Genomic DNA, 20,647 nt, shown 5'->3' on the forward strand with positions numbered 1-20,647 from the left:
TGGAAGTGGCCATCGGAGGGAGCTGAATGAGTCGATTGTCTGGTCTAGCCATACTCTTGGTGTTGCTCTTTACCAGCGTACTGTCGTTTTACCAGCTGCATCAGCAAACACGGCAGGACTTTAGCCAGCAACTGGCAACCATGAACCAGGTGCTGGCTAAAGCGTCGCAGTTGCTGCTGTTGGATGATGGCAAGCAAGACATCAATACCCTCTTTTCATCGGCTCAGCATTATGCAGCTTTTCCTGTGCTGTCCATTACCCTGCTGGATGCCGATAAGTTGGTTCTGAGTTCAACCGGGCTGAGTCCTTTGCTGCAGCAACCTGAATCGGATTGGTTTGCCGCCAGCTACCAAGTCCATTGGCTGGACGACAGGATCCTGTCCAGTCAGCCGGTGCAACTGGCGCAACAAGTTGGAGGCTTTTTGCTGTTGGAGGTGGCGCATCCACCATTCCCATGGCAACTTTGGCTCTGGCAAATGCTGATCTGGCTGGGGCTGCCCTGTTTGCTGTTAATTTGGCTTTGGCAACGAGCCAGTCATCGACGCAGCGCTTTAGAGCAAGAAAGCAAGGCGATCGAACAGGTGCTGATGCATTGGCTGGCGAATGAGCCTGAACTGCCCCTCCCTGAAAATCACGCGCTGTCCGGCTTACTCAAACAATGGAAGCATCAACATCAGCAGCAGCAAGCGCAGCAGCATCAGCAGCAGCAAGCTCTGACTGACCAGTTGACTGAGCTAAAAGCAGCGCATCAGGCCACCCTGGAGCAGTTGCACCAGAGTGAGCAGGCCCAGCAGCGACAAGAACAGGCTGAGAAACAGTGTGAGCATCAACGGATTCAACTCTTACGTCAGCTGGTACAGACACCAACCCATTGTCAGCCAACTTTGCTGCAGGACTTGTTGTTGGTGCGACAGGAGTCTGGCAGTGAGCAAAGCATCGAGTTGCCTTCATGGGTTGGGCTACAGGCATCGTCGTGGCGAGCGTTGTTACCCAGTCATCAGTGCCTACAACTCGAAGAAGACAGTAAGGCCTCCGAGTATCAGCTGACCCTGGCGGCTGAGGCGTTGGCTTTAGGTTGTCGGGCACTGCTGCGGTTAACCGCAACCTATGGTGGTCAAAGCCAGTTGAGTATGCAATGGCAGCTGGACCCGGTTGACGGTCAATTGGTGCTGCACTTGCTGCTCAAAGGTCAGTCATTGCCGGCTTCTTTGTGCCAGCAGTTGCAACAGGCTCCGCAACAGCCCGAAACGGACCCTATCTCGGATGTGCAATTGTTTGGTCGTTGCTGTCAACAGTTGCAGGCGGAGGTAGAGGTTTCCTGTTTGGATGAGTTGGGCTCTGCAATCCAGTTGACGATTCCAGTCAAAGTTAGCTGCGCTCACCCTTGGATGCCATTGCCGACATTGCAGCTGCTGGCATTGCCGGGGATTTTGCCGGAAGCACAAGTGCAAAGCATCAAGTCGGCCTGTCATCAGCTGCTGCAGGAGTCTCGACTCAGTCACTTTGCCGCCGGCCAGTCAGCATCCTGCCCAAGCGTACTGGCATTGCCAGAGCCGGAGCATCCCGATGCGGCATTGTTCCGCTCCTTGCTTGCTGGTTTGCATGGCATTGCGCTGGCCAAAGCGGAGCATTGTGCAGCCTGGCAGGCTCAGAGTGCCACTAAGGTTTTGCCTTTGCCACAAAGTGCAACAGAACTGACTCAGGCTCTGGAGCAGCTTGGCAGCCAATCCATGGGGAAACGGCATTTGTTGGTGGTGGACGACAATGAAACCAATCAGGCCTTTGTGCAGGCGATGCTGGCTTCTTTCCCATTGCACCTAACCTCAGCGACCACTGGGCAGCAGGCACTAAACCTGTGTCGTCAACAGCGTTTTGATGTCATTCTAATGGACATTCAGTTGCCGGATTTGTCTGGCATCGAGGTGACCCGGCAATTACGTCAGCTGCCAGCTTTTCAGCAGATCCCAATCCTGGCTTTTACTGCTCATGCGCTGCCGGATGAAGTGGCTGCATTTAAAGCCGCTGGTATGGATGATGTGGTCATTAAGCCGCTGGATGCTTCCAAGCTGGCTAGTCTGATGCGTTGGTGTCAGCCTCCGCCTGTTGCAGGCGCTTAACCACAAAAAAAGGGCTAAGCAGCTGTTGTAGAGCCTCGAGATAAAGTGGCTGAGGTTGCAAGGTGAGCAACGGCAGCAGCTCATCGCCGAGTGGGCTGAACTTGTAATAATGCAGTACCAAACCACTCTGAATAGCTGTGCATTGCAGGCGCTGCTGCTGAATGGTCAGCTGAATGCTATCGCCTTTGCTCAGTTCGCCACTTTCAATTTCCTCATGATGCAACAAGCCGGTATCCATTAAGCTCAGGATGTCGGGGTAGCTTAACCGGTATTGGCTTAGGTTAAGCATGGCTTTGCCACGACCGGTTATCAGGCGCAGCAAAGAAGGGCGACGCAGTACCGCAAAATAAATTCGCCCCGAACCTTCGACACTGCTCCGGCAGCTCAGACTGGCGGCTTGTTGCAGTGCCAGGGCTTCTTTGTGGCTCATTTTTTTTAATACATAGAGTGTTTTCAGTGAAAACTGCCCCGGGGTCGCGATTTCACAGGCCAGAATTTTGGCCCAGAGTTGCTGCATCCCCGGGTTGGCGATGTTTAATGCCAGTTCGCAGTAATGGTGAAACCAATCCGGGTCAACCTCTCGCTCGCTTACATGCTCCGGTGCATAATCGGCACTGAGCGCGATAATTCGCTCGAGATTAAGTTGCTGGCGCTCTTGTTGCATCCGCAAACGACGTTGCAACCGCTGCGTCAAAGGCAGTTGATCCAGGCCGCTTTGCTGGCTTAATTGCACACCGGCATAGGTGGATAAGCGCTTGAATTTAGTATAAAATCTCGGTGATCGTTTTACCTTGTTGCCTTTGGGCGTCTTGGTGCCGGCCGGAGGGGGGCTCGCTTTGACTGGGACGGGCCGAACGGATGCAGGCTCTGTGCTAGCTTTAGGGACGGTAAGTTTGGTCATGGCGTGGTTAAGTGTGTTGGATACTACTGATACTGGCAGTTGTGCTGGCTAAGTGCAAGTCAGCTGAAGGATGAGTTATCCATGGTTCGGGGCTTTGGAACCGACTTTTTAGGCGAATTCGTGCGATATCCGGGTTCAAACATTGCGCTTAACAGAAGTCTGTATATTATTATTAAAGGAGTTTTTAACGCTGAAATTTCATTCTTTCATGGGTAGTAATTAAGGATCGTGCATGGCACCAGAAGCAAACTCAGATGATTTTCTGTTCCTCGCAGATGATGAAGATGCCTTGGAGCCAGCACAGCATGTCTTGGGTGAGTGGCAATTACTGATTGTTGATGATGACGAAGAAATTCACACGGTCACCAAATTAGCACTTTCTGATGTGATGGTTGAAGGTCGTCAATTGGCTTTTCATCATGCTTACTCCGGTAAAGAAGCGGTGCAGTTTCTTAAAGACCACCCAAATATTGCCCTGGTGCTGCTCGATGTGGTGATGGAAAGCGATGATGCTGGTTTGAAAGTGGTGCAGCAAATTCGGGATGAGTTAAAGCTGGAAGACACCCGGATTATTTTGCGAACTGGCCAACCTGGTTACGCTCCAGAAGAAAGCGTTATCAAAGAATACGACATCAACGACTACAAAACCAAAACCGAGTTGACCCGCAGCAAGTTGGTCACCACCATCATTGCCTCGCTGCGCTCTTACCAGCAAATCCGCACCATCAATCAGAACCGTATTGGTCTGCAAAAGATCATCAATGCCGGCGCCAACCTGCTGGAGCAACACTCGTTGCACGAGTTCTCCGAAGGGGTAGTGACCCAAATTGCTTCTCTGATTGGCTTGAATGCGGAAGGCGTGCTTTGTGCCCAGATAGAAGACGATGGCAGCAACAGCGATACCATCTATGTGTTGGGGGCGGCTGGTCACTACGCTCCCTTTATCAAATGCCGGTTGGAGCGTATCGACAACAAACGCATCATTCAACAAATCAACAGCTGTTTGCAGTCGAAGTCAAATATCTTTACCGACAAAGACACCACTTTGTATCTGGGCGCTGAGCATCATGCTGCTGCCGTTTATTTAGAAACCAATCGACCGGTTGAAGACTTTGATCGTCAATTGATTGAGGTTTTTTTAAGTAATATTTCAGTCGGCTATGAAAATGTTACTTTGTTTCAGCAACTGCGCCATGCGGCTTATATTGATCCACTGACCAAAACGCCAAACCGCAACGAGTTTACCAGCCTGTTGGCAGACACCCGGAGACTGGGAGCAAAAGACAGCGTCGCGGTGTTGATTGATGTCAATCATTTCTCCGATGTGAATGATGGCTTGGGACAAGAGGTTGGCAATGAGCTGCTGATTGCTATCACTCAGCGCTTGGTGCAGGAGTTTGGCAACGACGCTCAAATAGGCCGTATTGGCGCCGATGTGTTTGGCTTGATAGGCTCTGAGAAAGTTCTCACTCCTGAGGCATTGGACCAACTCTTTATGGAGCCATTTCAGGCCTCGGAGCACAGTCTGCAGGTGGATGCAACCTATGGTTTTTGCCGGTTGAGCGACAGCAGTGAGCAAGGACTTGCTATTCTCAAGCATGTGTACATTGCGCTGAACCGGGCCAAGAAAAACATCAGTCGTAACTTTGAGTATTACCAGCAGCAAATGGAAGATGAAACCGCCGAGCGGTTGGTGCTGTTGCGTACTTTGCGGCAGGATTTTGCGCAGGACAAGCTGCAGTTGTGGTATCAACCGCAAATTTGCCTGAAAAGCCGAAAGGTGATTGGTATGGAGGCGCTGCTACGCTGGCCACAGCAAGGCGGTGGCTTTGTGTCTCCGGCGGTCTTTATTCCGCTGGCTGAGTACTCTGGCCTGATTGTTGAAATTGGCGCCTGGGTGTTGCAGCAAGCCTGTTTGCATCTGAAAGAGTTGGAGCGCCAGGGGTTTAATGATCTTCGTATCGCAGTGAATGTCTCTATGCCTCAATTTAGAAGTCCGCACTTTGTCGAGTCGGTGATCAATTGCGTGACGGAGCTGCAGGTAAAACCAGAATTGTTGGAGTTGGAGATTACTGAATCGGTGGTGATGGATGATCCTAAGATAGTTATTTCAGCCTTAAAGGAATTGCAAGCCTTTGGCATCAAGGTTGCTATTGATGATTTTGGCATAGGCTTCTCCTCGCTCAGCTACCTGCAGCAACTGCCACTGGATCGCATTAAGATTGACCGGGCTTTTGTCAACGACATTGAGCAGCCGAACGGCTCCGCTATTGCCGAAACCATCGTTAATCTGGGTAAACGTCTTGGTTTGCATACCATCGCCGAGGGGGTGGAGACAGTAGCGCAAGAACGGGTGATTTTGGCGATGGGCTGCGATGAGGTGCAGGGCTTTTTGTACGCCAAGCCGATGGCCAAAGATGAACTGCTCACCTTCATTAAACAGCAAAAGAAATAAACGGGATACAGATACAAAAAACCAGCTGTCAAAGCTGGTTTTTTTTGCTTTCTTCTGGCGTTACACCCGGAACTGACGGGCGACCTGTTCCAGACTCTGCGCCAGATTGGCCAACTCACTACTGGCCTTGGCGATGTTGTCGGCACTGGCTGAGCTGTGCTCGGTATGGGTGTAGATCTCATCGACATGATTGACAATGGTGGTGGCCATTTGCTGCTGATCTTCAGTCGCATCGGCAATCTGTTGGTTCATCAACCGAATCTGATGAATGCTCTGAGTAATCAGCCCCAGTGCCTCCCCAGCCTGATTGGCCGATGTCACGCTTTCATCCGCCTGACTGGTGCTCTGCTGCATTTTTTGCACGGCTGAGCGGGCAGCACTTTGCAGTTGCTCAATGGTTTTTTGGATCTCCTCGGTCGATGCCTGGGTACGGGAAGCCAGAGTCCGCACCTCATCGGCAACAACGGCAAAACCGCGGCCCTGCTCACCGGCCCGTGCCGCTTCAATGGCGGCATTCAGCGCCAGTAAATTGGTTTGTTCGGCAATGCCTTTAATCACATCCAGCACGGCACCAACCTGGTTGGCGTCATTTTCAAGTTGAGTAATGACGGTAGAGGCTTCTTGCACATTGTTTGCCAGTCGCTTGATGTTGGACACGGTTTGCTCAACGGTGCTTTGCCCCCGGTTAGCGGCCTCGCCGGATTCATTGGCGGCATGGGACGCTTCGTTGGCACTGCTGGCTTCTGCCATCACACTATGATTCATTTGGTCCACTGCCTGCCGAGCCTGATCGGCGGCTTTGCGTTGTACCTGAATGGTCTTGTTGGTGTCGTCGGTCAGTTCATTCAAATCTTTGGCCAGGGATGACAAGGGCAAGGCGGTATTGACCACATCTTTCACAATGCCCTGTAATTTCTCCATAAAGGTATTGAACCAGTAGGCCAGATCACCCAGCTCATCTTTGCTTTGGGTTTTAATGCGGACCGTCAAATCGCCATCTTCTTTGGCCAGATCGCGCAAGGACGAAATAATGCTGTTCAGGTTATTGCGAATCCCCATCACAATGGGAATGGCGGTACCAAATAGCACCACAGTGGTGATCAGTCCCATCAGAATACCCACCAATATTAGCCGTGAAGCCTGCTCGCTGGCAGCATCAATGGCATCGGTAAAATCGGCCTCTTTAATATCTCGAAAATCCGACAGCAGCTGGAGGGTCTGCTCGTATTGCTCGTTCATTCGCTCACTGCGCTCTGCCAGGGTGGTAAAGTCGGCGGTATTGTTGACCATTTCTTCCGAGATGGTGTAAGCCGCCCGGTAATAGCCATCAAAGCTTTGCTGAATAGTCCGAACTTCCTGTGCGAAGCGCTGATCCAGTTGATTGATCCGCTGCAGCGCCTGATTCATCTGCTCGGAAAACTGTCGGGCCAGCATCAAGGAGTCTTCATCGCCGGTGGTGACTGCACTGGCCAGCGATTCGCTAATGCGCTCCAGCAGCACCAGGCTGTTTTCTGCTGCCTGCAACACCGGAAACTGCACGTCACGGGTATTTTCCAGGGTGCGGGCATTGTTTTGCGCCGTGGAGGTGGCAAGCAGCAGGTAAATCAAAAAGCTTATGGTACCAATCAGTGGGATCAGGTAGATTTTTTTTGCAATCGATAGCTGTTTCAAAAATTCCATGGATGTTTAGCCTCTGTCACTTCGGGGGGGCTGTTGAATGCTTTTATCAGTATAGTCAGAAAGATGCGCTAAGCAGCAAGAAAGGAAAGGAAAAACGAAAAAAAATTTACATTTAGGGAGGATAGCAGGCAGGGAGGGGGCTCCTGCCTGCCTGCTTGCGAGCAGAGCTTAGCCTTGATTGGCGCGCTCAAAAGAGCTGACGATTTCTGCTTTGGCGGCAGCAGCATCAGCCCAACCTGTGACTTTAACCCACTTGCCGGCTTCCAGCTCTTTGTAACGTTCGAAGAAGTGCTGGATTTGCTGCTTCAGCAGCTCAGGCACATCGTTGATATCCTGAATGTGATCGTACAGCTTGGTCAGCTTGCTGACTGGGACCGCAATGACTTTGGCATCCTGGCCGGACTCGTCTTCCATATTCAGCACGCCAACCGGACGGCATTTGATCACCGCACCTGGTACCAGTGGATAAGGCGTTGGCACCAGTACATCCACCGGGTCGCCATCCAGTGACAGAGTTTGATTGACAAAGCCGTAGTTGCACGGATAAAACATCGGGGTGGCCATAAAGCGATCAACCCAGACGGTGCCGGTATCTTTGTCCACTTCGTACTTGATTGGGTCGGCATTGGCCGGAATTTCAATGACAACATTGATTTCGTCTGGCAGGTTCTTGCCAGCTGCTACGTCGCTTAAGCTCATGCTAGTGTCCTAATTGCTGAATGAAATGGCGCTTATTATAGCGTTAGCCATCGAAATGGCTATCCTCAATTGGTCGAAACTGCCTTTTGGTGGTAGGCCAAACAGGTTTCAACCTCATGGCGTGAACCCAGAATGACCGCCACGCGCTGGTGAATGTCGTCGGGCTGGATCTCCAAAATGCGCTCTGTGCCGGTAATGCTGAGGCCGCCGGCCTGTTCAACCAGCATGCTCATCGGGTTGGCTTCGTACATCAGCCGCAGTTTGTAAGGCTTGTTCGGATCCTTGTTATCGGTCGGGTAGGCAAAAAGGCCGCCGCGGCACAGGATGCGATGCACATCCCCGACCATGGCCGCAATCCAGCGCATGTTGTAATTTTTTCCGCGCGGTCCTTCTTTACCCAGCAGCAAATCCTGAATGTAGCTTTGCATCGGTGCCTGCCAAAAGCGCTGGTTCGACATATTGATGGCAAACTCCGAGGTGTATTTCGGCAGGGTGACCTTGTCTTCGGTCAATAAGAAACCGCCATAGGTTTTGTCCAGGGTGTACAACCGGGTTCCTTTGCCGGTGGACAGGGCCAGCATGGTCGAGGGGCCGTAGAGCACATAGCCGGCTGCCACCTGAGCAGTACCAGGTTGCAGAAAGATGCTGGCATCGTCAGCGTCTTTGTCAGCCGGAGCTGGTAAAATGGAGAAAATGGTGCCGATCAGACTGTTGATGTCGGTGTTGGAGGAGCCATCCAGCGGATCAAAGGTCACCAGATAGCGGCCCTTGGGGTTGCCGGCAACGATATCGTCTTCCTCTTCCGAGCTGATGGCTTTGACCACGCCGGTTTCCAGAATCACTTCTTTCAGCAGTTCGTTGGCGATCACATCCAGCTTTTTCTGGGTTTCACCCTGCACATTTTCCGACAGCGTCGAGCCCAAGACCCCGGCCAGTTCGCCCTGACTGACCCGAAATGAAATTTCACGGCAGGCCGCCAGAATGGTTTTTATCAAAGAAATCAGGTCGCTATCGACCCCATCTTGTTGCAAGACCGGAGAAATACGGCGCATTGGGCATTCCTTGTTGATGGTGTAGGTTTGAGGTGGCTGTTTTTTTACCCACTAGTTTAAAGAATTTTTGCCAAAATTGCAGTTTCAATCGCAGCCAGCGTCAGTTTTGCTACAATGACCAGCTTCAAACGGATGAGTGTAGCCAATGCATATTCATATTCTGGGAATTTGTGGCACCTTTATGGGTGGCATTGCGGCGCTGGCCAAAGCGCTGGGGCACCGGGTGACCGGCTCGGATACCAATGTGTACCCGCCAATGAGCACCCAACTGCAGCAGTTGGGCATTGAACTGACGGCTGGCTTTGAGCCGGAGCAGCTGGAGCCGGCACCGGATCTGGTGCTGATAGGCAATGCTTTGTCGCGCGGCAATCCTTGTGTGGAAGCCGTGCTGGAACGGCAGCTGCCCTACAGTTCGGGCGCTCAGTGGTTATCAGAGCAGGTCCTGCAGCAACGTTGGGTGCTGGCGGTGGCCGGCACCCATGGCAAAACCACATGCAGCAGCATGCTGGCCTGGATTTTACAGCAGGCCGGTTTAACGCCAGGCTTTTTGATTGGCGGGGTGCCGCCACAATTTGGTGTGTCGGCCCGGCTGGGTGAGAGTCCTTTCTTTGTGATTGAAGCCGACGAGTACGATACCGCCTTTTTTGATAAGCGCTCCAAGTTTGTCCATTACCGCCCCCGTACTTTGGTGATCAACAACCTGGAGTACGATCATGCCGATATCTTCCCGGATTTGGCGGCCATTCAGCGCCAGTTTCACCACCTTGTCCGCACCGTACCGGCCAGTGGCTTGATCCTGACGCCAGCAGCCGAGCCTGCGATTGAGCAGGTGATGGCGCAAGGCTGTTGGAGTGCGCGTCAAAGCTATGCTGCCCAAGGGAAAGCCGATGAAAGCACAGCTGCCAAAGCGGCCCCCTGGCAAAGCCGTTTGTTAAGCGCCGATGGCTCGGCTTTTGCGGTCTATCTGGCCGATGAGGCGCAAGGCCTACAGCACCAGGGCGAGGTGCATTGGGGCTTGCTGGGGCAGCACAATGTCGATAACGCCATGATGGCGATAGCTGCCGCCCGCCATGTGGGTGTGCCGGTGGCGGTGGCCATTGAGGCCTTGTGCAGTTTTCAGGCGCCCAAGCGCCGGTTGGAGTTGCTCATCGATGCCGCAGGAGTGCGCTTGTACGATGATTTTGCCCATCACCCCACCGCCATACAGACCACCTTGCAGGCGCTGCGTGCCAAAGTGGGCCAACAGCGGATTGTGGCCGTATTGGAAGCGCGCTCCAACACCATGAAGCGCGGTGTGCATCAGCAGGCGCTGCCTGCAGCATTGAGTACGGCCGACCGGGTGTTTATTTACCAGCAACAAGGCGCCGCCGATGGCATGGACCAGGTTGCGGCCCGTCTTGGGGAAAAAGCGGTGGTGTATGATGATCTGGCCAGCCTGGAGCAAGCCGTTCTGGCCGAGCTGCAAGCGGGCGATGAACTGCTGCTGATGAGCAATGGCGGCTTTGGTGGCTTGCATCAACGGCTACGCCATGCCATTGAATTAAGGGAAACAGAGCATGTCGGATAAAACTACGAGGCAAATCACCCTGGCCTTTACCGGCGCCAGTGGCGCCCCTTATGGCTGGCGTTTGCTGCAATGCCTGCTGGCGCAGCAGGTGCAGGTGCATTTGCTGATTTCAAGTGCGGCCCGGGTGGTGTTTGCCACCGAGCACGACATCAAGCTATCGGCGGCACCGGACAAATGCCAGGCGCAGCTGGTTGAAATGCTGCAGTGTCCGCCCCACTTACTGAAGGTTTATGGCAAAGACGATTGGTTTTCACCGGTAGCCTCGGGCTCGGCTGCACCCAGCCAGATGGTGGTGTGCCCTTGCTCTACCGGCAGCCTGGCTGCCATTGCCAATGGTGCCAGTGAAAATCTGATCGAGCGTGCGGCCGATGTTGTGTTAAAAGAGCGCGGCCAGTTGATTCTGGTGGTGCGCGAAAGTCCGCTTAATGCTATTCATCTGGAGCACATGCTGAAATTGGCACGGCTTGGCGTCACCATAATGCCGGCCGCGCCGGGTTTTTATCATCAGCCCAAAGGGATTGAGGATCTGGTCGACTTTATGGTAGCCCGTTTGCTTGATCATCTGGAGCTGGAACAACAATTGGTGCCCCGTTGGGGCTATCAGGGGGGAGCCTCTTGAGCGCAGCATTATCCATTAAGCAGCTGGCAAAAACCTACAAAAACAAGGTTCAGGCGTTAAAAGGTATTGATTTGGACGTGCAGCAGGGCGATTTTTTTGCACTGCTTGGACCCAATGGTGCTGGTAAAAGCACCACCATCGGCATTATCTGCTCGCTGGTCAACAAAAGCGCAGGCTCGGTCGAGGTGTTTGGTCACAACATCGATCAGCAGTTGGAACTGGCCAAAAGTCAGCTGGGCTTAGTACCGCAGGAATTTAACTTCAACCAGTTTGAGACGGTGTTGCAAATCGTGGTCAACCAGGCGGGTTATTATGGGGTGCCAAAAAAGCTGGCGCTGGTTCGCGCGGAAAAGTACCTCGGCCAGCTTGGACTCTGGGACAAACGCAACAGTCGGGCGCGTGAGCTATCGGGTGGCATGAAGCGCCGTCTGATGATTGCCCGTGCCTTGATGCACGAGCCCAAACTGCTGATCTTGGATGAGCCAACTGCCGGCGTCGATATTGAATTGCGCCGCTCGATGTGGGATTTTTTGCGCCGCATCAATCAGCAGGGGGTGACCATCATTCTGACCACTCACTACCTGGAAGAAGCCGAGATGCTGTGCCGCAACATTGCCATCATCGATCAGGGCCAGATCATCGAACATACCAGCGTTAAGGCGTTGCTCAGCAAGCTGGGTCAGGAAACCTTTGTGCTGGATATCGATACCGATCCGGCCCGGCTGCAACTGGATGGCTTTCAAACCCGGCTGCTGGACGATCACAGTCTGGAAGTGGATGTGGAGAAATCTGCCGGCTTGAACGATATTTTCAGCCACTTAACCGAACAAGGGGTCAAGGTGCTGTCGATGCGCAACAAAGCCAACCGGCTGGAAGAGTTGTTTGTCAAACTGGTAGAGCAGGGACGGGGAGAGCAAAGCGCATGAGTCAGCAGACATTTTCCAAAGCCAACTACCTGGTGGCACTGAAAAGTATTTTAAATAAAGAAACCAATCGTTTTCTGCGAATTTGGGTGCAAACCCTGGTGCCACCGGCCATTACCATGACGCTGTACTTTGTAATTTTTGGCAGCCTGATTGGTTCGCGCATCGGCGAGATGGGCGGCTTCAGCTACATCGAGTTCATTGTGCCTGGCCTGATTATGATGTCGGTGATCACCAGCTCGTATGCCAATGTGGCCTCGTCCTTTTTCAGCGCCAAGTTTCAGCGCAATATCGAAGAGCTGCTGGTAGCGCCAGTGCCCAATTACATCATCGTGCTGGGTTATATTGGCGGCGGCATGGCGCGCGGTATTCTGGTGGGGCTGATTGTCACCTTGGTGTCTTTGCTGTTTGTCAGCGTGCAGTTGCACAACATCGGTATCATTGTGCTGACGGTGTTGCTGACCTCGATGGTGTTTGCGCTGGGGGGGCTGATCAATGCAGTCTATGCCAAAACCTTTGACGACATCAGCATTATTCCAACTTTTGTGCTGACGCCATTGACCTATCTGGGCGGTGTCTTTTACTCACTGCAGTTGCTGCCTGGCTTCTGGCAACAGGTGGCGGCGCTTAACCCAGTGGTCTACATGGTCAACGCCTTTCGCTTTGGTTTTCTTGGCATCAGCGATGTCAGCCTGTGGCTGGCTTTTGGCCTGCTGCTGGCACTGATTGTGCTACTCTTCAGTTATGCGATGTACTTGATCAACAAAGGCATCGGTTTGCGAAGCTAGTTTTTTGCAGGTTTTTTGCAGACTTTTCCCCGGGCATGCAGTAAAGTGGATGCCTTTTTTTGCAGTTCGAGCAGCGGCCAGAGAGCCGGCATGAAAGAGCAGGATAGATGTGAGTAAACGGCAGGCGACAGCATCGGAAGAAGCACTCTGGCGGATTTTTACCGTGCCGGAGGCGCCGGATTCAACGCTGAGTAAAATCGAACAGAACATCTCGCAGAATCTGGCCGGATTCCTGCGCGAAAGCATTGTGGCGGTGGAGAAACCACTGTGGCAAATTGAGCGCGACTTTCAGGATTACCAGATCCCGGCTTCGCCGCAGTTTGTCTCCGATTACGCCGATGCCATGATGGGCAAGCTGGTGGCGCACTCGGTGCATACCGCCTCGCCCAGTTTTATCGGTCATATGACGTCAGCCTTGCCGTACTTTGTGCTGCCATTGTCGAAAATGATGGTGGGCCTGAATCAGAATCTGGTCAAAATTGAAACCTCCAAAGCCTTTACCCCGCTGGAGCGCCAGGTGCTGGGTATGATGCACCATCTGGTCTACCGGCAGGAAGCCAGCTTTTACAACAAGTGGATGCACAGTGCCAACCATGCGTTGGGTGCTTTTTGCTCGGGCGGTACCATCGCCAACATCAGTGCACTTTGGATTGCCCGCAACCGTTTATTGGGGCCAGATGGCGACTTTCGGGGCATTGCCCGCGAAGGCCTGTTTCGTGCCATGAAGCACTACGGCTACGATGGCCTGGCAGTGCTGGTGTCCGAGCGTGGCCACTATTCGCTTGGCAAGGCGACCGATGTGCTTGGGCTTGGCCGCGATGATTTAATTGCGGTTAAAACCGATGGCAACAACAAGGTGGATATGGCCGAGATGCGCCGCATTTGCGCGGAGCTGCAAGCAAAAAATATCCGGGTGTTGGCGGTGGTGGGGGTGGCTGGTACCACTGAAACCGGCAACATTGACCCCTTGCATCAGCTGGCTGATTTGGCGCAAGAGCTGCAATGCTGTTTCCACGTCGATGCCGCCTGGGGTGGTGCCACCCTGTTGTCGGAAAAGTACCGCCCCTTGCTGGATGGCATTGAGCGGGCCGACTCGGTCACCATCGACGCCCACAAGCAAATGTATGTGCCAATGGGTGCTGGCATGGTGGTGTTTAAAGATCCCTCCAGTGCCCATGCCATTGAGCACCACGCCGAGTACATTTTGCGGAAGGGCTCCAAGGATCTCGGCAGCCAGACACTGGAAGGCTCCCGCCCGGGCATGGCGATGTTGGTGCATGCCTGTCTGCAGGTGATTGGCCGCGATGGTTACGAAATTCTGATCAACCGCAGCTTAGAAAAAGCTCGTTACTTTGCCGATTTAATTGAAAAGCATGCAGACTTTGAGCTGATCAGTGAGCCGGAGTTGTGTTTGCTGACCTACCGCTATGTGCCGGCAGAGGTGCAGCAGGCGCTGCACAAGGCCAGCCCGGAGCAGCGTGAAAAAATCAATGAGCTGCTGAACAGCCTGACCAAATTTATTCAGAAGCGGCAACGCGAGCAGGGCAAGTCCTTCGTTTCCCGGACCCGCTTAACACCAGAGCAGTACCAGCGTCAGGAAACCATCGTCTTTCGGGTGGTATTGGCCAATCCGCTAACAACCAAGGATATCCTGCACGAGGTGCTGCAGGAGCAAGCCGAGATTGCCAGGCAAAGCCGGCAGGTGTACCCCAAGCTGATGCAGTGGGTGAAAGAGCTGGCGGCCTGAGCAATCGAGGATGAAATGGTTCTTTTTGCTGTTGCTGCTTTTCTTGCTGGGCCTTGGCTGGTGGGTGCGTCAGCCTGCGCCGGACTGGTTGCCTGCTGTTGGGGCCGATGCTCCGGTTATAAATGACAATCAGAGCGGAGCTTTATCGCCGTCAGAAGCTCTATCGCCAGCAGAAATCCCCGCTGCTGAGTTCCCTGCTGATGAATTTCCGTCAGCGGTTTCCGACGATGTGCCATCCCCGGATCAAAGCATTCCCACTGAAAAAAATACCCGGGCCACTGAAGACTGCCTGACACTGGCCGAGCTGGAAAACCATCCTGCCACGGCGCTGGCACGCGAATGGCTGCGCGATGCGCTGCTGTTCTACAACTGGGGGGAAGAGCATTTTTTGCTGCAAGATGAAGCCGCCATCCTGATTGAAGCGCAGGCGGGCAATGCGCTGGCGATGCGGGCTTTGGCCATTTACTACGCTGCACCTATGTTGCGACCTGAGTTCCAGCAGCAGGCGCCGGCTGAGTTGCCTGAGCCCTCTTTTCATCAGGCCCGCTACTGGTTGTATCAGGCCGCTTTGCACAATGTGCCGATGATGTTTGCGTTTCAGGCCTTTACCCATTTGGATGAACTGACTGCCCTGGAGCAAAATAAAACGGCCGATGGCGAGCTGCCAGAGCCGTATTTCAGCCAGCAGCGCCAGTTGCTGGTGCGGATCAATGCCTTGTTGGAGTTTGATCTATGGGTTAGTCCAGTGCTGGAACAAGTTCGCACCGAACCCTTTATGTTTGGTATCGCCGATACGGAGTTTAGCCGCGAGGAGCAGCAGCTGCTGGCTGCTCAGCTGGACGAGCTGAAAAGTGAATGGCGTTTTCACCGCAGCCAGCTCGGTCAGCCGGAGCGTATCGAGATTGAGTTACCAGCCGAGGTCGCTGCTGCGTTTGAGCTGTTTAAAGCCGCTGAGCGCTGTCAGCCAACGGAAGAGCATTAGCCCAAACCCGATAACCAAAGCCCTAGAGCCAGCAGGCTCAGCAGCACAGCACTGCCATAACACAGCCATTTCGCCAGGCGGCCATGGGCCAGCTTCAGATCGTGCAAGCCGTGGTGGATGCGGTGCATGGTATGAAACAGCGGCAGCACCATAGCCCCCAGCACCACCCCCAGCCCCAGCGGATGAAACACCAGCGCATGCAGCCGCTGATAACTGAGCTGCTCGGCACTGACCAGCCCAAGCGGGATGCCAAGCAGCACCAGCAGAGTGATGGCTGGAACCAGCATGGCCACGCAGACACCGCCGGCACTAAACAGCGACCACCAGATGGGCTCATCCGAACGGTGTGGGGTTGTTTGAGAGGCGTTTTTGTTAAGCATCGGCATTCATACCTCCTAACAGCCACCATAGCGCCAGAATCACCAGCAGCACCCCGGCCCACTGGGCACTGACCATCAGACAGGCGGGCAGGGTGCAGCTGCCAAGGCGTAGCGGCATCACTTGTGGAAAGAGCACAAAGAAAGTCCAGGCATGAAACAAGCTGGCTACAAGCGCCAGGCTATTCAGTGCGATGACCCAGGGCTGTTGCAACCAGCTCAGGTACTGCAGCCAGCTGTTTTCACCTTGCCCCAGTGCATAGAGGCCATACAGCAGGCTGGCGACAAAAAACAGCAGTGGCAGCACGGTGGCTTCGCGCAGCATGTAAAAGCGGTAGGCCGGATGCTTTAACCACCAGCTGGCCGGCATCGGTGACTGATAGGGTTTTCGGCTCATTTGCTTTGCTCCTTGTTGCGTGGCTCCTTAGCCGGCTTGAACCACTGAATCACCCCGTCCAGCGTCGAGGCGATCTTGCCCTGATTGACGGCTGCAGCAGGATCTACGCCCTTAGGGCAAACGGTCGAGCAGTAACCAACAAAAGTACAGCCCCAGACGCCGTTGTCGCTGTTTAGCTGCGCCATGCGCTCAGCCTTGCCGCTATCACGACTGTCCAGATTGTAGCGATGTGCCAGCGCAATGGCGGCCGGGCCTAAAAATTCCGGTTTTAAGCCAAACTGGGGACAGGCAGCATAGCAAAGGCCGCAGTTGATGCAGTTGGAAAACTGCTTGTAGCGCGCTAACTGAGCCGGTGTTTGTCGGTGGGGTTGACCTTGTGGCGCGGCCTCGGCAATCAGGTAGGGCTTGATGGCGGTTAAATGCTCCAAAAATCGCGACATATCGACAATCAGATCTTTTTCCACCGGGAAATTACCCAGGGGAGCCAGTTGCAAACCCTTGGGGTAGTCGCGCAAAAAGGTTTTGCAGCCCAGCTTGGGGACGCCATTGACCATCACGCCGCAAGAGCCGCAAATCGCCATCCGGCACGACCAGCGGTAGCTTAGGCTGCTGTCTTGCTCGGCTTTGATTTGTTCCAGTGCATCCAGCACCGAGGTACTGTCGTCGTACTCGACGTTAAACGCTTGCCAGTGAGGGGTGCTGTCCCGCTCGGGCAGGTAGCGCTGCAGTTGGATAGCCATGCTGGGCATCAGGAGGTCTCCTTAGGCGGTTTGTCCGTTTGTGCTTGGCCGCCATAGCGGCGCTCAGCCGGTGCTGACAAGCTGGTATCCACCGCCTGCCATTCAATACGGGCTTCGGATCCAGTTTGATAAAAAGCCAGGCTGTGGCGCAAAAAATCCTGATCGTTGCGCTTGGTGAGGCCTGGCTCCTGGCGCTGATGAGCACCGCGCGATTCTTTGCGCTCAAGCGCTGCCTGGCACATGGCTTCGGCCACATCCAGGCCAAAACCAAGCTCAAGCGCATGCAGCAGCTCGGTATTAAAGGCTTTGCCGGTATCGCTAAGGTGCAGTTGCTGGTAGCGTTGTTTCAGTTGGCCTAAGGTGGTGAGTGTCTGCTGCAGACCAGCTTCACTGCGGTAAATGCCACAGCCTTGCTCCATGCTTGCAGCCAGTTGCTGGCGCAGTTCGTGCCAGCGCTCGGTGCCCTTGCTGTTGTGGAGTTGTTTGAGCGGGGCCAATGCCTGCTCAGTCAGGCTGCTGAGCAATGGATCCGTAGCAGCAGAATGCGGCTCGCTGGCAACCCGGGCGGCTTCACGCCCTGCTACCTTGCCAAACACCAGCAGTTCGGTCAAAGAGTTGGAGCCCAGCCGGTTGGCGCCATGCAGCCCGACTGAGGCGCATTCGCCAACCGCATAAAGACCTGCAATGCTGGTGGCGCAGTTCGCATCGGTTAAAATACCGCCCATGGTGTAATGCACCGCCGGGCGGATCGGAATAGGGCTTTGAACCGGATCGACATTGACATAGGCTTTGGCCAGCTCGCAGATAAAGGGCAGCCGTTCCAGCAGGTAGCGCTGGCCAAGATGACGCAGATCCAAATGCACTACTTCGCCTTGTGGGTGCGAAATGGTGCGGCCTTGTTGCTGCTCGTGCCAGAAAGCCTGGGATAACTTGTCGCGAGGCCCCAGCTCCATGGTTTTATTCTGCGGCTTACCCAGCGGTGTTTCCGGCCCCAGGCCATAATCCTGCAAGTAGCGGTAGCCATCTTTATTTAGCAGGATACCGCCTTCGCCGCGGCAGGCTTCAGTGATTAAAATGCCGGAGCCCGGCAAGCCGGTTGGGTGGTACTGCACAAACTCCATATCACGCAGCGCCACACCATGACGATAGGCCAGCGCCATGCCATCGCCGGTAACGATGCCGCCATTGGTATTGAACTGATAAACCCGGCCGGCGCCGCCGGTGGCTAGGATCACGCTGGCAGCTTTAATTTGCACCAGCTCGCCGCTGGCAATCTCAATCGCCAGCACGCCATAGCAGCGCTGTTCATGCACCAACAAGTCCAGCACAAAGTACTCATCCAGCCGGCGAATTTGTGGGTACTTCAGCGAGGTTTGAAACAGGGTATGCAGGATATGAAAACCGGTTTTATCGGCGGCAAACCAGGTGCGTTCGGTTTTCATGCCGCCAAAGCGTCGGACCTGCACCTCACCACTTTGCTGCCGGCTCCAGGGGCAGCCCCAGTGCTCCAGCTGCACCAGCTCATCGAAGGCGTGTTTGACAAAATAATCCACCACCCCTTGCTCGGCCAGCCAGTCGCTGCCAGCCACGGTATCGTCAAAGTGAGCTTGCAGGCTGTCGTGACTCAGTGTTACCGCTGCAGCACCGCCTTCGGCGGCTACTGTGTGTGAGCGCATCGGGTACACCTTAGACAGCAGGGTAACGGACAGCCTGGGGTTGGCTTCGCTCGCCGCAATGGCACTGCGCAAACCGGCACCGCCGCCACCGACCACCAGTACATCGGTTGTGAGTTGTTGCATTAGATCTCCATCAGTCGGGCAAGTACAAGCCCCAGCAGCACCAAAGCGGGCAAGGCATGAGTCAGCAGCACATTGCGGCCAAGCAGGGGCGGTAGTTGTTTCGGACTATCGGCCAGCGGTTTTACATCGCGCAGCAAGCCCAGTGCCAGCGGCAGGCTCAGCAAAGCAAGCAGGCTGGCCACGGGCAGCCAGCCCAGCACCACACTGAGCAGCAGCCAGAGGTAGCACAACAATAGCAGAGCGCTGAAGATGTTGGCAGCTTGTGCGCGACCCAGCACAATGGGCAGATGACGTCGGCCGACTTTACGGTCGGCCTCGACATCCGGGAACTGGTTCAGTAGCAGCAAATTGCAGACCAGCAGCAGCAAGAGCCCCGACAAGCTGACCGCCAGCATATCGGGTGCACCGGCCAGCACCCAGTAACTGCCAAAGGTCATCAAAGCACCAAAACCAAGGCCCGGCGCCAGCAGGCACAACAGCGGGGATTTATTGATGTAATCGGTGTAGCTGTAGATCAGCAGCACTCCCGCCAGACCCAGCCATAACAAATGCCAATCAATCCGAGCGCTAAGGTAGAGGCCCAGCACGCTCACCAACAGCAAGGTACCCAGGGCTAACCAAAGTGCCAGTCTGGCTTGCTGTGGCGCTGCCACCAGAGTACCGCTGCCACCACTAAAGGGTGTGCGCTCGGTCAGAAAATCCAGCCCGGAGCGAAAATCAAAGTACTCATTAAAGGCATTGACACTGATATGCGCCGCCAATGCCAGCAGCATCACCAGCAGCAGTAAAGCGATGGATAGACTGCCATGCTGGTACCAGGCTCCGGCTGCCGCCAAGCCAACACAAAGCACACTTAGGGTTAAAAAAGGCAGGCGGGCAACGCCCAGTAGAGTTGTCAGCACAGCATCCTCCTGATGTGAATCTGCTACAGTATAGCAACACCAGATGACAAGTCTTGATCCAGCCCAACTTCTGTTGGGTTAGGTGGATTAAGTTGACTGTTTTAGTCGGGTATTTTAGGCTGAACTGAGTTCCGGTAACAGGAGACCCTTTATGGCTCAATGGATTACGGCAAAGGTGGATGAAAATTACGCCTGGCACTCTGGCCTGTGCAGCCTGCGGCTGGCATTGCCGGGCTTTGATTTTGTTGCCGGCCAGTTTGTCCGCCTGGGGCTTGAAACCAGCGAAGGCCGGGTGCAGCGCGCTTATTCGCTGGTGAATGCGCCCGGTGCAGAGCGCCTGGATTTTTTATTGACGCCGGTCGCTGATGGCAAGGTCTCGCCTCGTTTGCATGCACTCAAGCCCGGTGACGAGGTGCAGCTTACTCAGCCAGCCACCGGCTTTTTCACATTGCAGGAAGTGCCGGCTGGCAAGACCCTGTGGTTAATGGCAACCGGCACCGGCATCGGGCCTTATCTATCCATGCTGGCCACCGCCGAGCCCTGGCAGCGCTTTGAACGCATCGTGCTGGTGCATGGCGTGCGGCAGCTGCAGGACCTGGTGTACCGCGAGCAAATCCAAAGTTGGCAGCAGCGCTACCCCAGTCAGTTCCATTACCAGCCAGTGGTGACCCGGGAAAGCCATCCTGATGCCTTGCAGGCCAGGCTGCCCGGGCTGATTCGAACGGGTCGGCTGCAACAAGCTGCCTCGGCCAACTTCGATTTATCCACACAAGTCATGTTGTGTGGCAACCCGGCCATGATCAAAGAGGTCTCGGCTGAGCTGGAAAGCCTGGGGCTGCGTAAAAACCTGCGCCGAACACCAGGCCACATTACAGTGGAGCAATACTGGAACTGATCCCAGG

18 protein-coding genes are annotated in these 20,647 nt (G+C 54.5%); 9 read left to right on the plus strand and 9 right to left on the minus strand.

Features of this window, described 5'->3' with window-relative positions; all coding sequences use genetic code 11:
• Nucleotides 1-26 precede the first annotated feature (26 nt).
• A complete protein-coding gene (locus Q3O59_RS01860; protein WP_305943978.1) occupies nucleotides 27-2,117 on the plus strand; it encodes a response regulator in 2,091 nt (696 codons plus the stop codon).
• On the opposite strand, the gene Q3O59_RS01865 is transcribed toward Q3O59_RS01860, so the two are convergent.
• Nucleotides 2,071-3,018 carry a TIGR03899 family protein gene (locus tag Q3O59_RS01865; protein WP_305943979.1) on the minus strand — a complete coding sequence of 316 codons (948 nt, stop codon included), beginning with the start codon at nucleotides 3,016-3,018 and terminating at the stop codon, nucleotides 2,071-2,073. The two genes, Q3O59_RS01860 and Q3O59_RS01865, sit on opposite strands and share 47 nt — an antisense overlap.
• A 232-nt stretch (nucleotides 3,019-3,250) precedes the next feature.
• On the opposite strand from Q3O59_RS01865, the gene Q3O59_RS01870 reads away from it, so the two are divergent.
• The gene (locus tag Q3O59_RS01870) at nucleotides 3,251-5,473 is read left to right on the plus strand and encodes a bifunctional diguanylate cyclase/phosphodiesterase (RefSeq protein WP_305943980.1); all 2,223 of its coding nucleotides are present in this window, start codon (nucleotides 3,251-3,253) and stop codon (nucleotides 5,471-5,473) included.
• 60 nt (nucleotides 5,474-5,533) lie between these two features.
• Here the strand turns inward: Q3O59_RS01870 and Q3O59_RS01875 are convergent, their stop codons facing one another.
• The 3 genes from Q3O59_RS01875 to Q3O59_RS01885 form a co-directional block, all read right to left on the minus strand.
• Nucleotides 5,534-7,153, minus strand: a complete 1,620-nt coding sequence (locus tag Q3O59_RS01875) for a methyl-accepting chemotaxis protein (protein WP_305943981.1) — start codon at nucleotides 7,151-7,153, stop codon at nucleotides 5,534-5,536.
• A gap of 168 nt (nucleotides 7,154-7,321) precedes the next feature.
• Nucleotides 7,322-7,852 carry an inorganic diphosphatase gene (gene ppa / locus Q3O59_RS01880; RefSeq protein WP_305943982.1) on the minus strand — a complete coding sequence of 177 codons (531 nt, stop codon included), beginning with the start codon at nucleotides 7,850-7,852 and terminating at the stop codon, nucleotides 7,322-7,324.
• 65 nt (nucleotides 7,853-7,917) lie between these two features.
• Complete coding sequence (locus Q3O59_RS01885; protein ID WP_305943983.1) at nucleotides 7,918-8,904, minus strand: class 1 fructose-bisphosphatase; 987 nt, start codon at nucleotides 8,902-8,904, stop codon at nucleotides 7,918-7,920.
• Between the two features lie 145 nt (nucleotides 8,905-9,049).
• Here Q3O59_RS01885 and mpl point away from each other — a divergent pair, with 145 nt between their 5' ends.
• The 6 genes from mpl (at nucleotide 9,050) to Q3O59_RS01915 (ending at nucleotide 15,530) form a co-directional block, all read left to right on the plus strand.
• A complete protein-coding gene (mpl, locus tag Q3O59_RS01890) occupies nucleotides 9,050-10,471 on the plus strand; it encodes a UDP-N-acetylmuramate:L-alanyl-gamma-D-glutamyl-meso-diaminopimelate ligase (protein ID WP_305943984.1) in 1,422 nt (473 codons plus the stop codon).
• The gene (locus Q3O59_RS01895; protein ID WP_228591641.1) at nucleotides 10,461-11,090 is read left to right on the plus strand and encodes a flavin prenyltransferase UbiX; all 630 of its coding nucleotides are present in this window, start codon (nucleotides 10,461-10,463) and stop codon (nucleotides 11,088-11,090) included. Before mpl ends, Q3O59_RS01895 begins: the two co-directional genes overlap by 11 nt.
• Nucleotides 11,087-12,016, plus strand: a complete 930-nt coding sequence (locus Q3O59_RS01900) for an ABC transporter ATP-binding protein (RefSeq protein ID WP_305943985.1) — start codon at nucleotides 11,087-11,089, stop codon at nucleotides 12,014-12,016. Before Q3O59_RS01895 ends, Q3O59_RS01900 begins: the two co-directional genes overlap by 4 nt.
• Nucleotides 12,013-12,801: an ABC transporter permease gene (locus Q3O59_RS01905; protein ID WP_305943986.1), complete on the plus strand. Its 789-nt coding sequence runs from the start codon at nucleotides 12,013-12,015 to the stop codon at nucleotides 12,799-12,801. The genes Q3O59_RS01900 and Q3O59_RS01905 overlap by 4 nt, the downstream gene beginning before the upstream one ends.
• Nucleotides 12,802-12,904: 103 nt before the next feature.
• The gene (gene panP / locus Q3O59_RS01910; protein ID WP_305944438.1) at nucleotides 12,905-14,548 is read left to right on the plus strand and encodes a pyridoxal-dependent aspartate 1-decarboxylase PanP; all 1,644 of its coding nucleotides are present in this window, start codon (nucleotides 12,905-12,907) and stop codon (nucleotides 14,546-14,548) included.
• Nucleotides 14,549-14,558: 10 nt separating this feature from the next.
• Nucleotides 14,559-15,530 carry a hypothetical protein gene (locus tag Q3O59_RS01915; RefSeq protein ID WP_305943987.1) on the plus strand — a complete coding sequence of 324 codons (972 nt, stop codon included), beginning with the start codon at nucleotides 14,559-14,561 and terminating at the stop codon, nucleotides 15,528-15,530.
• Here Q3O59_RS01915 and frdD read toward each other — a convergent pair.
• Genes frdD through Q3O59_RS01940 form a run of 5 tightly spaced genes read right to left on the minus strand, consistent with a single transcriptional unit; the run spans nucleotide 15,527 to nucleotide 19,745 of the window.
• Nucleotides 15,527-15,916 (minus strand): fumarate reductase subunit FrdD, encoded by a 390-nt coding sequence (gene frdD, locus Q3O59_RS01920; protein ID WP_305943988.1) that lies wholly within the window; start codon nucleotides 15,914-15,916, stop codon nucleotides 15,527-15,529. The genes Q3O59_RS01915 and frdD overlap by 4 nt on opposite strands.
• Entirely contained in the window at nucleotides 15,903-16,304 is a 402-nt protein-coding gene (locus tag Q3O59_RS01925) for a fumarate reductase subunit C (protein WP_305943989.1), read from the minus strand. Before Q3O59_RS01925 ends, frdD begins: the two co-directional genes overlap by 14 nt.
• Nucleotides 16,301-17,053 (minus strand): succinate dehydrogenase/fumarate reductase iron-sulfur subunit, encoded by a 753-nt coding sequence (locus tag Q3O59_RS01930; RefSeq protein WP_305943990.1) that lies wholly within the window; start codon nucleotides 17,051-17,053, stop codon nucleotides 16,301-16,303. Before Q3O59_RS01930 ends, Q3O59_RS01925 begins: the two co-directional genes overlap by 4 nt.
• Complete coding sequence (gene frdA / locus Q3O59_RS01935) at nucleotides 17,053-18,843, minus strand: fumarate reductase (quinol) flavoprotein subunit (RefSeq protein ID WP_305943991.1); 1,791 nt, start codon at nucleotides 18,841-18,843, stop codon at nucleotides 17,053-17,055. The genes Q3O59_RS01930 and frdA overlap by 1 nt, the downstream gene beginning before the upstream one ends.
• Complete coding sequence (locus Q3O59_RS01940) at nucleotides 18,843-19,745, minus strand: prenyltransferase (protein ID WP_305943992.1); 903 nt, start codon at nucleotides 19,743-19,745, stop codon at nucleotides 18,843-18,845. The genes frdA and Q3O59_RS01940 overlap by 1 nt, the downstream gene beginning before the upstream one ends.
• 151 nt (nucleotides 19,746-19,896) lie before the next feature.
• On the opposite strand from Q3O59_RS01940, the gene Q3O59_RS01945 reads away from it, so the two are divergent.
• Nucleotides 19,897-20,640: a ferredoxin--NADP reductase gene (locus Q3O59_RS01945; protein ID WP_305943993.1), complete on the plus strand. Its 744-nt coding sequence runs from the start codon at nucleotides 19,897-19,899 to the stop codon at nucleotides 20,638-20,640.
• Nucleotides 20,641-20,647 lie beyond the last annotated feature (7 nt).

This window comes from Alkalimonas delamerensis, from assembly GCF_030717955.1.
In the GTDB taxonomy this organism is placed as follows: domain Bacteria; phylum Pseudomonadota; class Gammaproteobacteria; order Enterobacterales; family Alteromonadaceae; genus Alkalimonas; species Alkalimonas delamerensis.

Excerpts from the sequence above, each read along its gene's own strand:
- Q3O59_RS01860 (WP_305943978.1), top strand. The coding sequence starts at position 27 with ATGAGTCGATTGTCTGGTCTAGCCATACTCTTGGTGTTGCTCTTTACC.
- Q3O59_RS01865 (WP_305943979.1), bottom strand. The coding sequence starts at position 3,018 with ATGACCAAACTTACCGTCCCTAAAGCTAGCACAGAGCCTGCATCCGTT.
- Q3O59_RS01870 (WP_305943980.1), top strand. The coding sequence starts at position 3,251 with ATGGCACCAGAAGCAAACTCAGATGATTTTCTGTTCCTCGCAGATGAT.
- Q3O59_RS01875 (WP_305943981.1), bottom strand. The coding sequence starts at position 7,153 with ATGGAATTTTTGAAACAGCTATCGATTGCAAAAAAAATCTACCTGATC.
- ppa (WP_305943982.1), bottom strand. The coding sequence starts at position 7,852 with ATGAGCTTAAGCGACGTAGCAGCTGGCAAGAACCTGCCAGACGAAATC.
- Q3O59_RS01885 (WP_305943983.1), bottom strand. The coding sequence starts at position 8,904 with ATGCGCCGTATTTCTCCGGTCTTGCAACAAGATGGGGTCGATAGCGAC.
- mpl (WP_305943984.1), top strand. The coding sequence starts at position 9,050 with ATGCATATTCATATTCTGGGAATTTGTGGCACCTTTATGGGTGGCATT.
- Q3O59_RS01895 (WP_228591641.1), top strand. The coding sequence starts at position 10,461 with ATGTCGGATAAAACTACGAGGCAAATCACCCTGGCCTTTACCGGCGCC.
- Q3O59_RS01905 (WP_305943986.1), top strand. The coding sequence starts at position 12,013 with ATGAGTCAGCAGACATTTTCCAAAGCCAACTACCTGGTGGCACTGAAA.
- Q3O59_RS01915 (WP_305943987.1), top strand. The coding sequence starts at position 14,559 with ATGAAATGGTTCTTTTTGCTGTTGCTGCTTTTCTTGCTGGGCCTTGGC.
- frdD (WP_305943988.1), bottom strand. The coding sequence starts at position 15,916 with ATGCCGATGCTTAACAAAAACGCCTCTCAAACAACCCCACACCGTTCG.
- Q3O59_RS01925 (WP_305943989.1), bottom strand. The coding sequence starts at position 16,304 with ATGAGCCGAAAACCCTATCAGTCACCGATGCCGGCCAGCTGGTGGTTA.
- Q3O59_RS01930 (WP_305943990.1), bottom strand. The coding sequence starts at position 17,053 with ATGCCCAGCATGGCTATCCAACTGCAGCGCTACCTGCCCGAGCGGGAC.
- frdA (WP_305943991.1), bottom strand. The coding sequence starts at position 18,843 with ATGCAACAACTCACAACCGATGTACTGGTGGTCGGTGGCGGCGGTGCC.
- Q3O59_RS01945 (WP_305943993.1), top strand. The coding sequence starts at position 19,897 with ATGGCTCAATGGATTACGGCAAAGGTGGATGAAAATTACGCCTGGCAC.